This is a genomic window from Streptomyces sp. NPDC085900 (assembly GCF_044540925.1).
Lineage (GTDB): Bacteria > Actinomycetota > Actinomycetes > Streptomycetales > Streptomycetaceae > Streptomyces > Streptomyces gilvifuscus.
In genome coordinates, this window is the sequence record NZ_JBITSP010000005.1 from 238,002 (window position 1) to 252,824 (window position 14,823).

At 71.5% G+C, this 14,823-nt stretch carries 3 protein-coding genes; all 3 read right to left on the minus strand.

The annotated features are described in order from the left end of the window. Positions 1 to 50 precede the first annotated feature (50 nt). The 3 genes from ACIGDI_RS19685 to ACIGDI_RS19695 all read right to left on the minus strand — a co-directional run bounded on the left by ACIGDI_RS19685 (position 51) and on the right by ACIGDI_RS19695 (position 14,820). On the minus strand, positions 51 to 13,964 hold the full coding sequence (locus ACIGDI_RS19685; RefSeq protein ID WP_399898116.1) for a hypothetical protein: 13,914 nt from the start codon (positions 13,962 to 13,964) through the stop codon (positions 51 to 53). Between the two features lie 63 nt (positions 13,965 to 14,027). Beyond that, a complete protein-coding gene (locus ACIGDI_RS19690) occupies positions 14,028 to 14,396 on the minus strand; it encodes a WXG100 family type VII secretion target (protein ID WP_399898117.1) in 369 nt (122 codons plus the stop codon). Beyond that, on the minus strand, positions 14,389 to 14,820 hold the full coding sequence (locus ACIGDI_RS19695) for a YbaB/EbfC family nucleoid-associated protein (protein WP_399898119.1): 432 nt from the start codon (positions 14,818 to 14,820) through the stop codon (positions 14,389 to 14,391). Before ACIGDI_RS19695 ends, ACIGDI_RS19690 begins: the two co-directional genes overlap by 8 nt. Positions 14,821 to 14,823: the final 3 nt, after the last annotated feature.

Genomic DNA, 14,823 nt, shown 5'->3' on the forward strand with positions numbered 1-14,823 from the left:
GTCCGCGGTGCCGTCGAGCGTGACAGCCGGGTGCGTGTCCGGCCTCGGGGTCAAGTCGTCGCAGTGCTGGCGTGGTCGTCCCCGGTGGCACGCCTTTCGTCGACCTCGAAGGTGACCTCGGGCCCGCGGCCGCGGCCGTCGTGGCGTTGGAGACCGGAGCCGATGAAGATGCGGAAGGCCTCGGGGGCGGTGTCGGAGCCGCGCCGGCGCAGCAGGTCGGCGATGCGCAGGTGCAGTTCGTCGCGGATTGTGGCGGCCATGTCCCTGGTGAGCTTCAGGTCCAGATGCGGCTCCGTGCCCCCACTGTGTCCGGTCAGCCGTACCGTCGGCAGAGGCAGGTCGTGGGCGAGGTTCCACAGACCGGAGCGGACGAGCTGTTCGGCCAGGTGGTCGAGTTTGAAGCCGGCACTGTCCGCCATGGCGCCGGACGCCTCGAAGGGGATGAACCGGTGCTCGGGAGCGGACACACCGTGACCGTGCAGGACGACCAGGGTGAGCGGGTTCGCCTCGGCCGAGAAGTGGTCGGACAGCAGTTCCGCGTGGGATTCGTGCATCGACTCCCCCGGGCGCGTGCTGTAGCTGCGGAAGTACCACTGGGCCTTGCCGTCGATCATGGGCGCCGCGCGCAGCATGGCCGTGGCCGCCTGCTGGAAGGTCCGCTCCTGCTCCTCCTCGGGCGCGCCGCGGTCGCGGGCCTCCCGGGCCGCGACCAGCCGGTCGGCGAGCCGGGCCCTGGCCTTCAGCGTGTTCTGGTGCTCCTCGGACGCCTCCACCCGCTCCGCGAAGCGCGCGCGATCGTTCAGCGCGGCGGCCAGTGCGCGCAGTCTGGCGGCGGAACTCCTCAGGTTCAGCTCGACCGCCTGGCTCATCTCCTGCCGGGTCCTGCTGACCCGGGCGTGGTTCTCCAGGGTGATCTGCGCCTGGCCGTCCTCGCTGGCCAGCACGACGGACGCGAAGTGGTATCCGAAGTGCGAGGCGTTGCTCCTTGTGGGTTTGGCGTAGTTGACCGCGAGTGTGGGCTTGCCGTCGGCGTCGGCGGCGTTGATGGACTGCACGAGATAGCCCTCCCCCACCTGGGCCCACGCCGCTTCGTTGATCCCGGTCCGGCGGGCCGACTGCGCCAGGGCGTACCGGCGCGGGTCGTCCACCCGTTGGTAGCTGAGCGCGCTGCCGTACTCCCTGCCGGGCGTGGGTGAGCCGCCCTGACCGCCGACGCCCCGGTCGTCCCGGGCGGTCTGGGCGGCGGCCCAGGCCGGGCCGGTGGCGGCGGGGTCGAGGGCGCCGTCGGCTACGCGGGCGAGGGACTCGGCGAGGTGGTGCGTACCGGTGACCTCCGCCGTGTCCAGGGCGCTGACCTGCGCGGTCGCGACCCGCTCTTCGGGCACCCGGAACACCACGTGGGACGCCCTGACCTGACCTGAGACCATCTGCGCGAAATCCCGGCAGGCCTCCTCCTCGGATCTCTTGGAGCTGGTCAGGAACTCCGGGGTGATCCGCAGGAGCGGTGGGGTGGGCAGGCCGTCCTCCCGCTCGAAGGTCACGGTGACCTCGGGATCGGCGGTGAGCCGGACCTTGCTCCCGGCCGCGGCCAGCTTGGCGTTGGCCTCGTCGACGGCGCGCTCCGTGGCGTAGGCGTGCTGGCTGAGTCCGCCGCCGTCGATGGCGAGGGTGCGGTCCTGCGAGAGCCGGATCTTCGGCATGGCGCGGACCGGCACCACGTCGAGTTCCTGCATGGGCAGGATCAGTCCGGGGGTGTCGGGATCGGGCCGGGACCCGTGAGGGAATATCGCGTACTGGGTGGCCGGCAACCGGCGGAAGAGCACCGCCTGATCGTCGGCGGTCGCCACCCTGTACTGGTCGGTGAGCAGATGCTCGGCCCGCAGGTGCGCGAAGTGGTCGGGGCCCGCTTCCGAGGTGGTCGGGGCCCAGCGGGGGTCGGTGCCGATCAGGTCGAAACGCTCGATCTTACGGTGGTCGCGGCGCGAGGAAACCATCCGCAGAGTGCCCGCCGACGGTGTCCACACCCGTCTTCCCGTCGCCCGGAACACGGCCTGGGGCAGGCCGAGGGCGTCCTGCGGCAGTCCGCGCACCGCCAGCACGATGTCGGCGTGTGCCGGCAGCCTCGGGTCGTCCTGCAGCAGGGCGGCGAAGTCCTCTGCCTCGGTCAGCCGGATCTTGCCGTCCGGGGTCTCCAGGGTGATGTGGTCCTCACCGGCGCGGGCCATGACGATGTAGGCGTCGGTCCAGGGCACCTCGTGCACGGTCCGCCGCCCGTCGGCATGCAGGACGCCGTAGCTCGTGGCGTCGAGCAGAGCCCGGCCGGGACCCGCCCAGTTGCGGCCGTGTTCCATCTCCGTCTCCGGATGAAGCACCCGGCGGATCAGATTGTCGACGTACTCCTGGTCATGCCCGGCGAAGGGCGCGGCGGCGGGGGGACGCACGGGTGCGGAACCGGTCTGCGGGTCGGCCGTCAACAGGGCGTCGCGGGCGGCGGCGCCGGTCAGTCCCGGCGCCGTGACCGTCGGCTTCGCCTCGCCTGTGTAGGGCAGGTCGCGCAGGACCGGGCCGGAGTCGGTGGCCTCCGCGATGGTCCGGAGATAGGTGTCGGGTACGTCGATGGTGTCGATGTCGGCCATGAGACCGCTTCGCTCGCTCTGCCGTTCCAGGCGGCGGAAGAGCGTCGTGGCGTCGTGGTAGCGGTCCGGGAGGCCCGCGTAGTGCAGCATCTCGTGCAGCGCGCGGGCGTCGTCGCGGATGCCCTCGTGCGTGCCCAGCGGGAAGGTGAACTGATCCCACGCTCGCACCGGTCGCTCGCTCCGGCTGATCTCGACCGCCTCCGGGTGGTCCGGGCGGTGCGCCAGCTCCACGTCGATGTGCAGCTGATCGCCCGAACCGGGCAGCCGGCGGCCGTCGTTGACGTACGTGTCCAGCAGTGTCTGGAGACGCTCACGGTAGGCGCCGAGGTCCGTGGCCGTGAAACCCTCGCCGAAGCGCACCGGCAGGTGGAGGGACAGATTGCGCACCCAGCGTCCGTCGTCCGCCTGGATCCTGGCGATCGCGGCACGGATCACGACGTCGCGGCCGGCGAGCAGGCCGGGCGCGGGACGATCGGCCGCCGGGTCGCGTGCGGGGTCGTACCGCTCGGTCCGCAGCACGGCCCAGACGGCGTGGACGCGGCGCGCACGCCATTGCTCGGGGCGCACGGGCGGGCGGCTGTCGGGCGTCGGCGGCTGTGGGCCCGGGTCCGGACGGTGGATGACGTTGATGGTCGCGCGGCGGCGGGCCTCCGGTGTGTCGTGGGCGGGGTCCGTACCGTGCGGGAGGTCCGGGCCACGGGACTCGGTCGTGATCGTGAACGCCTCGGAGGTGAGTGTGGAGGCCAGGTCCCGCAGGTGGGCGTCGAGGCGGTGCGCCATGACGTCCCGGACGCCGTCGGCCCGTTCGGCGCCGAGCCGCACCGCCCTGCCGAAGTGCGGCTGCCCCGATACGGCCGCGGTTCCGTGCCCGGTGACCAGCACCTCCGGCAGCGGGAGGCCGACAGCGACACGTCGTACCGCTTCGCGCGCCAGTTCGGCGGCCAGCGCGTCGATGGCGGCGACCTCCCGGGGGCCGGGCGTGGTGGAGTCTTCGGCGTCGAACGCCACGCCATGGGTGAGCGGGGCGGAGGCGGCCGCGGCAGGGTGCTCGCCGATCGCGGTGTCGATGGCCGCAGTCGCCGTGCCGGCCGCGCCGATCCCGGATCGGGGGGCTCGGGGGGCGATCTCGTCGGCGAAGGGGCCGGATGAGCGTGGGGCGGCCGCGGGGGCGCGCAGGGGACGGGGAGGCGCGGGGTGTTCGGCGCGTTCGGCCGCGGGCGCGGAGGGGCGGGGCGGGGGCGCGGACGGCGGGTCGGCCGCGGGCGTCGTGGACCAGTGGAAGACGTGACCGGTGACGAACCGGGGTGCGCCGTTGCCGGTTGCGTCGTCGTGGCGGCGGACGGTGATCCTGACGGGCTGCCGCATCAGGAAGGCCGGATCGGTGACCTTGACCTTGCCGGGTTCCGTGGCCGTCCTGCCGTGCGGCAGGTCGGTGTCGGGGGTGGGCCGGCCGGGTGTGCCGGGTGCTCGGGTGACGGGGCGCGCCACGTCGTAGGACTGGTCGCGGGTCATGCGGCCGGTGTTCAGCGGGATGGTGACGACCGGATCCTCGGTGAGGGCGGAGAAGTCGAGCGGGGAGACGGTCCAGTTGGCGGCGTCGGTGGCGGTGGTGCCGGCCTCGTCCTTGACGGTGACGGTCAATTCGTCGTCGGCCGCGTCACGACGGGACACTGCCTCGGCGGGGCCGATGGCCTGCATCGACAGGGCCAGGGAGGTGCCCGGCACCCGGTGGACGTGGCCTTCGTCGGCCAGCCGGTGGAACAGGGCGGGCAGGGACTGCCCCGAGAACGTCTGCCTGATCGCGAACTGCTCTTCCAGGGTGAGGCGTTGCTCCCGGCTGAAGCTGGGTCGGCTGTCGAGTCGGGGATCGGCCGAGAAGGTGTCCAGGAAGCGGGCGACGGTTGCCGCGAGGTGTGCGGGCAGAGTCGATCGCACGGCCCACCGGCCGAATGCGGAGCCGCGGGCGAGGGCCCACGAGTACTGCTCGCCGATGAGTTCGAGCAGCCCGTCGCCCCAGCGGCGCGGTGTCAACTGAACCTGGACGGCGGCATCGTGCAGATCCCTGGTGCGGTCGAAGCCGACCAGGTCGTGCGCCGCGCCGAGTTGGTTCTGCCATGCGGCGTGCTCGGCACGCCGCCGCAGGTCCGTGCGGGCGAGCTCGATGTCGAACGGGTGGTTTGCCGACGGCGCCGGGTGGGGGGCCGGCCGGCCGGGGTCGTCCGGCACCTGCGGGTGCGCTGCGGCGGTCGCGCTCTCGGTGAGGGACAGGGGCACCCAGGCGGTGACCCTGGCCGGCCCGACGGTCGCCGGGTCCTTCGGCAGGTGCACGAAACGGCCGGTCTCGGTGCGCCGGGTGACTGTCACCTCGTAGCTCAGATCGGTGGTGAACCGGGCGTGATCGTCGCCGAACCCGGACGTCTTGTGCCCGACCGTGGTCGTCACGCCGGACTCGGCGCTGTCACCGCGGCTGCCCTCGAACGCGGCGCCCGGCGTCAGGGAGGCCGAGTTCAGGTGGGCCACCGGGGGACGGACCGCGGCCCGCAGGTTGCCCTCGATGCCGGCCGACCTCTTGCCACCCGCCTTGCCCTTGACCGTGTCGGCGGCGCTGACGTCACGGGTGAGCGGACGGTCCGAACGGAAGCCTTGGTCCTTCCACTCGTTGGGGACGCCGCGCACCAGCACCTCGGTGACGACGCGTCCGGCGCGGGTCACCTCGACGTGACGGTCGAGCACGCCGGGTCCGACGAGTTCGTCGTAGCGGGCGGCGAGGGCGTCGGGGGCGTAGGTGTCGGCGAAGGGCAGCGCGGCCACGGGGACCGTCTCGGCGTTGGGTCCGCGCAACTGCTGGTCGATCTCCCGCAGGACGAGGTCGGTGTCGCGGAGGTTCACCAGGACGCCGCCCGAGATTCCCTGGTCCAGCAGGGTGGCCCGGAGCTCCGGGGGGCGGGCCGTCGCGACGGCGGCATCCCCGATCTCCAGGAGAGTCGCGTCCTCGTCGGACACGAGGACGAGCAGCTCGTGGTCGTGGCGGACCGGGCGGCCGAGGTGGGGCGTCCCGGCGGCGTCGGTGATCCTCCCGGCCATGCTCACCTCGGCGGTGGCGCGGTAGACGTGCCATGTGCCGGTGTGGCTGACCTTGCGGGAAGTGGTCGTCTGCTGTTTGACGGTGTCGGCGTCGTCCCACTGTCCGCCGGCTTTCGCCCTGATGCCGCCGCGCAATTGGTAGCTGGTGGTCAGGGCGCCGGTCGCGGTCTCGGGGAACCGGCCGAAGTCCGGGCCGACGTTGCCCTTGAGCGACCAGGACGTCTGGTCGGCGAGCGTGGTGGCGGCGCTCGCCTTCAGCTCCAGGTCGAGCGTGCCGTCCCCCGACAGGGTCTCCTGGTAGGTCAGGTCGATCAGCCGGGTGCGCACCGACAGGCCGACGGTGTCGGGGTGGCGGCCGTCGCCGACGTGCCGGTCGAGGGTGTTCACCCAGCCCACGTGCGAGGCGGAGACCAGCCCGGGGAGCTGGGCCCGGCCGACCAACGCGTCGACGGCGTCGGCGAGTTCGGGTACGCGCGGTGGTTCGCTGTCAGCCCGGCGGGAGTCGTACGCGTTCCTCAAGGCGGTCCGTGCCTGACTCCGGAAACCGGCCTCGTCGCCGACATGGGTGACGGAGTGCAGCTGCGACAACCGGCCGGGGCGCATGAACTGGGGCACCGACGTGGAGACCTCCGGACGCCGCACCTCCACCCGCAGCCGGTCGCCCTCGGTGAGGACCACGTCCCGTACAGCCCCCGCGGTCCCGCCGTCGGCAGCGGGACCGGCGGGCAGGGCACTCGGCGGGTCGCCCTCCCGGTGCGGCCCGACCAGGACGCGGTAGCCGACCGGGTAACTGAACGCGTCCGCCTGCCCCTTGTGCTGGAAGGTGCGCTTGGCCTGCGTCTCTCCGCCTGCGACGGTCTGCCGGGTCGGGGCGTACGAGCCGTCGACGCCGCCGAGCCCGAACGCCCGCACGCTGTCCTGCGGGTTGAGCGCGCTGCGCACGGTGCCGCTGACGCCGAGGGTGTGCTTGCCCCCTCGGCTCACGCCCTTCTCGGACGTGTGGCCCCGGGACACCGTGTTCTTCACCGTGGTCGCCACGGCCCCGTCGTGCCGGCCCGCCCCGATGTCCGCCCCGACCACCACGTCGTAGCTACGGCCGGGCAGTCCCGGCAGGTGGGAGGCGTCCAGCGTGATCCGGAAGGTGCCGGCGAGGAGCCGTCCGCCGTCGCCGCGCAGGCCGGACGGCGACAGCCGGGCGCGCAGCAGACGCTGGTTCTCCATGGCCTGCGGGGTGACGCGGCCCGCCGCCCCGTCGGGCGGCGGCAGGATGCCGGGGGCCAGCTCGCGCAACCGGTCGGTGACGTGCCGCTCCAGTTCCGTCGAGCCCGGGACGTCGACGAAGGCGGTGCGCTGGGCGGTCAGCGGGGCACGCAGGTCATCGGGGGCGTGACGAGTGCCGCCGGGGTCCGCTGCCGACGAGGCGGCGTCATGCGCGGCGGCGTCGGGGGGTGCGGCCGGGTGGGGGCGGAGACGGATGACCTCGCCGGTGCGGCGGGCGGGCGGGTTCTCCTCGTCGCGGGGGCGCTCGCCGGGCGCGGGCCCGGGGTCGGGCACCGGGCGGACCTCGTGCAGGCCGTCCGACCCTGGCGACAGGTGCTCACGCAGGACCTCGACGCGGAACTCTACTTCCGTTCTGACCAGGTCGCCCGTGCCCGCCCGCTCCAGGCTGTGCTCCACGGAGAAGGTCTGCTTGCCCTTCTCCTGGTGGGCTTGACTGCGCGCGTAGGAGTAGCCGCCGGTCACGGTCAGCCAGGTCGACTCGTCGGTCGTACGGCTCTGCCGCACCCGCCGCGCGCCGCCGCCGTTCAGGCCGAGGCCCCAACTGGCGGTGTCGGTCCGGCCGGCGCCGTGCTCGCCGGTCTCCTTGCTGGTGAAGGAGTCCTTGTCGGAGACCGTGCCCTCGTGGACGGACGTCCCGGGTACGAGGGTGAGCCGGAGCCAGGCGTGACCGCCGTCGGAGAGGTCCAGCCGCTTGGACGTCAGGCCCCAGCCGGCGGCGTGCTCGAAGCCGTCGATGACGTTCCTCGGGGACAGGAATTCCAGGATGTCCTTGTGCGCGGTGCCGTCCGGGCGTTCCTCGCGCGGAAGGTGGCGGAACACGTCGTCGTGCAGGACGCTCAACCCTGTCACGTCGAGCGGGCGGCCCTCCGCGCGGCCCGGGCCGTCACTCTCCCAGCCGTTCCACCGGGCAGGCACCCCGTCGGGCCGGTCCGTGACCGGGCGGGTGACCTCGGCGATCACCTCACCCACGAGCGCCTCACGGGCCGGATCGGGCCGCCGGATTCCGTCGGGACCGATCACGGCGACGCGGTAGGTGAACTCCGAGACATAGGTGTCGGTGGGGCCGGTGAGAGAGGTCTTCGTACCCGTCTCGACGGCTTCCTTCACCGAGGTGTCGGTCGTGTGCGTGGCTCCGCCCGCCTTGACCGACGGGGTGATCACGGCAAGCCGGTCGGGGTGGCTCGCGTCCGGCCGGATCACGGTGGGGGCCAGGTCGAGGCCCGCCTCGGAGGTGGTGAGTGAGGTCTTCTTCGGTTCGGCCTCGCGCTTGGCCTCGGCGGACCGTTCGAACCCCTTGTCGGCCTTCTCCGCGTCGGACGCCTGTTTCCCGCGCAGGCGCCACTCCGCCGGGCGGGCGGTGAGTTCGACGTCGTGCAGGACGCCGTTCACCCGGAGTTGGAAGCGGTGGCCGCCGTTGACCATCTCCTCGTGCCTGGCCCGGAAGGTGGCCGGATCGAACTCCAGGTCGAGCGTCTGGACGACCTGACGGTCCTCGGCATGCGCGGGGGGCAGCATCGCCAGCAGCCGGGCGCGCAGGGCCTCGGGGCTAGGGGCGTTGGTGATTCGGATCCCGGCCAACGAGCGCTGGTAGCGGCCGCGGAGCTGCTGGGGCGGGCCGGCGGAGGGGGGTTGCTGGGCGGGCGGCTCGGCCGAGGGCGGTTCTTCGGCTGGGGGTTCGACTGACGGCGAGTGCTTGGCCGGCAGTTCGACTGACGGCGAGTGCTCGGCTGGGGGCTCGACCGACGGCGGGCGCTCGGCCGATGGTTCAGCCGACGGCGGCTGTTCGGTTTCGACTTCGGCCGACGTCGGCTGCTTGACTCTCGGTTCGACCGACGGCGGCTGCTCGGCTTTGGCTTCGGCCGATGACGAGTCATCGGCAGGCCGGTCGGCCAACGGTGTTTGCTCGCGCAGCCTTTCGGCCGACGGTTGTTGCTGAACGAGCGGTTCTACTGACGGTGGTTCCGGCAACGGCATGGCAGGATCGCGCGGCTCCTCCGGCACCTGAGGGGTCTGCGGCTCCTGCGGGGTCTGCGGTTGCGGCGGAGGCGAGTCGGCGTGCGGGGGTCGCTGCTGGGCGGCGGTGCCGGGTTCCGGCTCTGCGAGTGCTGGGTTCGGGAAGGGGAATTCCCGTGAGGCGTAGACGAGTTCGGCGTCGTTCACGTCGGGCCGGAAACGCAGCAGGGGCTCGCCGCCCTCCTGGTGCGACTCGACGATCTTGCTGAAGATGCCCTTGCTGAAGGGCGTGGACGGCTCCCAGTCCATGTGCGCGCCGTGCATGACGGCCATGTCGCCGGCCATCATCGTGTTGACGACCTCGTGGTACGGGTCCCCCTTCAGCCGGGTGCCGCCCGGTGTGCTGATGTCGAAGACGTCGTGGTCGCCGGTGATCTCCTTCCATTCGTGCTGGCTGTCCCGGCCGTACACCAGGCCGTTCTCGACCTTGAACCTTCCCTGCGCCTGGAGGTCGGCCATCACCGGCGCCAGGGTCTCGAACTCCTGCGCGCGCTGGGCGAACCGCTTCTCGAGTTGTTCCCAGGTTCTGTCGTCGAGGTTTCCCCGTTCGGGCCGTAGCGGCTTGAAGTACCCGATCAGGCCGACGTGTTCGGCCTTGGCGCCCAGCCGCACGTCCAGGTCGTTGATGGACTTCGCCTTGATGTCCTTGGGCTTCGGCAGCTTCCCCTCATCGAGCCATTTCGGTGCGGCCGTATTGGTCGGCCGGACGTCGATGACGAGGTTCTTCGTCCGCGCCACGTCCCTGAACTTGTCGAAGTTCTTCTCCGGCATCCCGTACTGCGACCGAGCCACGGCCGGGGCCACCACCCGTGAAGAGGCGTTCTCGGATGAGGAGGCGGGCGTCTCCGCGGGCGTCTCCGCGGGCGTCTCCGCGGGCGTCTCCGCAGTCGTGTCCGTACCGGGGTGCGTCTGGTGATGGGTGTCCGAGGTGCCTGTCTGTCGACCGCTGCCGCCCGATACGGGGGCACGAGGGGCGGCTTCGTCGGGGTGCGGAGCGGACGCCTCCCGGACCACGGCGAGCGGCGGGGGCGTGTCCGTGCCGTGGTAGACGACTTCGGCACGGTCGGACAGTGCGAGGAACTCGTTCTCGGTCTCGGACAGGAAGAGAGTGTGCTCGGGTAGTTCCCCCGCTCTGGTCTGCAGGTACGTGCCGAAGACCTGGTGCAGCGGAATCTTCTGAGTGGTGACCCAAAACGGCCCCAAGGTGTGGTTGACGGTGTCCTTCGGGTCCTTGTACGGCGCCAGGAGACTGAACGACTCCGCAGGTCCGCGCTGCAGCTTTATCGGTTTGCCGACTTCCAGGGCTACACCCTCGTTCGACTCCTGCACCAAGGATCGCTTTTCCAGACGCAGAAGATGAACGACGCCTTCGACCGGATCGACGTTGGGCATTTTCACCCGGGTCAGGATCTCGTGGGTGAAGACGTGCTGGGCTGCCATGCTCCGCACGTAGGACGAGTGGAAGTTCGTGACCGGTGTGTCATCCTCATGGCGGCTCCTTGCCGGCACGACGTCGTTCCTGAGGTCCGGGTGGTCGAGGCGATGCCAGTAGAAGCCCTCCGGGGTCTTCGCCGGACGGAAGTGGCTCATCATCACTTTGAAGCGCAGTGCCTCGGCGGTGATGGAGCCGGAGGACTGGTCCGTGGCCCAGTCCGCCAGCCAATCACTGTGGCCACCGATGCCGTTCAGCCAGTCGTGGAACCGTGTCGACACTCCGTCAGGTCCGCGCAACGAACCGCCGATCGAACCCGTCGGATTCTCCGGGTCGACCAGGGCCCACGGCGTCGTGGTGCCGGGCTCGTCTTCGGGACCGACGTGCCAACGGTCGTTGACGACCAACTCGCGCGGCAGGGCGTCCAGAAAGTCACTTTCCCCCATCAGCATCTGGAGGTGAAGGAACTCACTGCGGTACTCGGGCAGCCAGCCGTCCTCGGCCATTGCCGACTCCGTCTTCAGCAGCTTCTGGGCCCGCGCTCGTTCCTGATCGCTCGCCTCCTTCGCGCTGACTGTTTCCTTCGCTCGCTCGACGATGAGATGAAGCCGGTGCGCGGCCGCCTTCGCCCTGGCCTTGTAGGCATCAACGCGGTGCGCCCAAAGAAGATCATTGTTCTGTGGGGTTCCTTCGCCCTCCTTTTCATGGAAGTAGGCCACCGGATGCGTCTCGATCCAGCCGGCGGGCCGTCTTACAGCCACCCCGAAGGTGTCGAAGGAGTCGTCCCCCCATAGCGTTCGCGCCTCGAATGTCCCGGGCGGCAGCGCTTCGAGCAGAGGCACGACCGGGGCGGGGACATTCGCTCCTTCCTCGGCCGTCTCGTGTCCGGCCGTATCGGTGTACCCCGACCGGTCCTCGGACTGATTGGGGGACTCAGGCGTCCCGCGGCCGTCCGGGGCCGGCTCTTCGGCGTGTGTTCCGTTGCCGGGTTGCTGCGTGTCGGTGATGTGGGCCGATGCCGTCGAGTGGAATGGAGTCAAGGCGGCCGCGCGGCCAGGACGAGGCGGCGTGTAGGTATCCGCCTCCCAGTCCGACTCCGGCTCCGACTCGTCGGAATCGGACCGGCCGGCAGAGAGCATGCGTGGGTCCGTGAGCGTCGACGTCTCGCGCGCGGAGCCGTCGCGCTGCTCGTAGCGCGACGGGTCGGAGACAGGGTCGACCCAGGTGTGGCTTCGCTTGTGGGGGGTCGCGGCGAGGCGGGCCTGCTCCCACTCGGTGTCGTGCGGAAGTCCCGGGTCCTCGCGATGGAGGTCGCCCACGACGGCGGCGACCAACTGCAGATGACGCTCGCGCAGACCGCCCCTGGCCAGCCCGTCCGGTGAGTCGGTGTGGAAGTCGCCCAGCAGACTGCCCTCGGCATGGGGGCGGTGCGGAACGGCATCGTCACGGTACTCGTCCCGCAGACCGAGCACCTGGTGGGTCAACTCGTGCGCGTACTCGATGGGTTCCCCGTTCGCCCGCCACCTGCGCTGGTCCATGACCCCGTCACGGCCGACGAGATCGACCGTCAGGTGCGCCTCCTCGCCCGGCCTTGCGCGGACCACGGTGACATGCAGCCGGTCACCGGCACCGGGCCGGTGATCCTGTCCCGGCAGGCGGTACTTCGGTGCGTTGAGGAACTGCTCGACTCCGGTCGTCACCTTGGCCCACACGGCCTCCGTGTCGTGCCCCGAGCCACCGTTGCGGAAGGCGATCCTGACGGTCAGGTCGGTGACCGGCTCGCCCTGGTGCACGAACCGGCGGGCCTCGAAAGTGGAGCGCACGACGATCCGGGGGGTGCGGTCGAGGCGCATGCGGGGAGCAGGAGCTCGGACGGGGCCGTCGCCGCCCGGATCGTCACCACCGTGCGGATGACCGGCGTTGGCGGTGTGCTGCGTGGTCGCGGTCCCCGAGGCCGTGGCTGTCACGGCCCCCGCTGCCGTCGCCGTCTGCGGACGCGGGGCCTGTGTGGTGTCGGTCCGCAGCGGGGCGGGCTCACCGACGGCCTCGGTGGAGGGCCGGGCGGCTGTGACGGACGGGCCCGTGTCGGGTCCACCCGTGGTGGCCGGACGGCTCACGGGCACGGCGGCACGGTCGACGGGGGTCGACGAGGACGGTGCCGGGGTCGAGGTCTGTCGGCCCGACGTGAGCGGTGCGGCTCCCGCCGAGGTGCCGGCACGGGGACCGGTCTCGGTGCCTCCCACGGCCGAAGCCGCCCCCGATGGGCGCGGGGCGGCGCTCGCACCGGTCGCGGTACCGGCCCCGAGTGGAGTGGAGCTGCGGCCGACGCTCCCGGAGGTCCCACTAGCGCTCTGGCCCATGGCCACCTGACGCGGGGCCTCGGACAGGGTGGTTGTGAAGCCCGGCAGACCACTGTCGTGCTGGGCGGCGTGCGCAGCGGACGCGCCGCCGGTGGACTCGCGCACGACCGAAGTACGCGCAGCACTTGTATCCGTGGTACGGGTATCGGTACCCGACCTGGTGGCTGTCGCCGTCTCGGCACGCGGCGCGTGCCCGGTCGCGTTCGTGCCGCCCGTCGTCGTGCCGTCCGAAAGTTCCTTGAAGGTGTCCGTGCCGGCTGTTTCCGTCTTGACCGTCGACACCACTCCGGGCACGTCGAACGTGAGCGCGTCGGGCACGTTCACATGGACGGGGTCCACCTTGAACGCGTCACCCTTGCCGCCGAAGCGGCGCTTGCCGCCGCCGCCCAGCGCCCCCAGCGCGCCCGCGCTGATGGAAGTGCCGAACTCGTCCTCTCCGCTGTGGTAGATGCCGTACATGATCCCGGCGGTGCTGATGCCGGTGGCCGCGCCGAGGATGCCCTTGCCGAGCAGCGAGTGGGCGAACTTCGGTGCGAGGACGCTGCCCGCGCCGAAGAAGAGGCCGCCCATGGCCCCGCCGATCGCACCCGACACGACGGCGGACACGGTGTTCTCCGTGGACCACTCGGTGCGGTCGCCCTTGAGGAACTGGATGGTCTGGACGGCCACGTCGAGGCCGACGTTGAGGGCGACACCGGTGGCGACGGAGATGAGCAGGCGGCGCAGGATCATCTTCACCGCGAGGCGGGCCCCGGTGATGGCCACCGGGATGACCTCGGGCGCGAAGAACGCCCATTCGGCGATCTGGGCGGCCAGCAGGATGAGCTGCCCGAGGATCATGTACTTGGCGTACTCGACCTGGACGGCGGTGTGCTTGCCGAGCTTTCCCAGCTGGCCGGCGGATTCCGCCATCTCCGGCAGGCTCGCCTCGAGTTGGGTGACGAAACCGCGGAACTCGTCCGCGACCTGCCCGCCGACGCTCTCCAGGACCCCGTTGCCGGACGCGCCGATCTGGCCGCTGATTCCCTTCAGCTCCTGCGCGGCATCATGCCACGCCTGGCCGAGTGCGTGCAGGTCGTCCTCGTTGCCCTTCGGCCAGGCCTGCCCGACCGCCAGCCGGGCGACCCAGGCCAGCTCGGGGGGCATCTCGACGCTCATCCGGTGCCGTGTTCCTCTGTCGAGCCGTGTTCCGTCATGCCGTGTTCCGCACCGATTGCGGGGTCAGCGCCGCGCGTGGTGCGTCGATGCGGCGTGCGCCGTCGCGGAGTCGGTGGGCGTGATGGCCCGCAGCGTCTCCACGTTCTGCTCCTCGGTCTGCCGGAACCCCTTCGCCATCGTCCGGATCCCGTCGACCGTGCTGTCGAGGACGGTGCCCGCACCGGTGATGCCGGCATTGAGCTGCCGCTTCGGCTCGGCGTACTGCTCCAGGAACTGCCGGCCGCTCTCGTCGTCGCCCCAGCAGGGGCCGAGGGCTTCGAGGCGGCCGTTCAGCTTGGTCGCGATGGACCTGATCCGGGCGGCCAGTTCCTGCACCTGCGGCGCGGCCTGGTCGAGCTGCTCGGTGTCGACGGAGAAAGTGCCGTCACTCATGGTTCTCCCCTTGGAGGCCGTGGTCGACGTAGTCGCGTACGGGGTCGGGCATGGCAGGGTCCTCGGGCAGCACGGCGTCGGGATCGATGCGGCCCTGGAGCAGGTCGGGCACGGTCACGCCGGGTGGAAGGCCGTCGGCCAGCACCCCGGCGACGCTCCGCAGTGCCTCGGCTCTGGCCTGCTGGAGAGTGGTGAGCAGCACGTCGGCCAGTTCGCGGGGTGCCATCCTGCGGTAGGCGCCGGTGGGGAACTCGACGGCGGTGACCTCTCCCTGGGCGCCGACCGTGATCTTCACCGTCTGCCGCGGGGCGGTCACGGTCGCCGTGGTCTCGTTGATTTTGCGCCGGGTTTCGGCTGCTGCGTCGCGCTGGCGGCGGTACTGGGCCAGCAGGTCCTCGATCTGCTGGTCGTACGGACCGGGCATGGG

What these genes read in the sequence shown, in the direction of transcription:
- ACIGDI_RS19685 (WP_399898116.1), bottom strand. Translation starts at nt 13,964, where the DNA reads ATGAGCGTCGAGATGCCCCCCGAGCTGGCCTGGGTCGCCCGGCTGGCG.
- ACIGDI_RS19690 (WP_399898117.1), bottom strand. Translation starts at nt 14,396, where the DNA reads ATGAGTGACGGCACTTTCTCCGTCGACACCGAGCAGCTCGACCAGGCC.
- ACIGDI_RS19695 (WP_399898119.1), bottom strand. Translation starts at nt 14,820, where the DNA reads ATGCCCGGTCCGTACGACCAGCAGATCGAGGACCTGCTGGCCCAGTAC.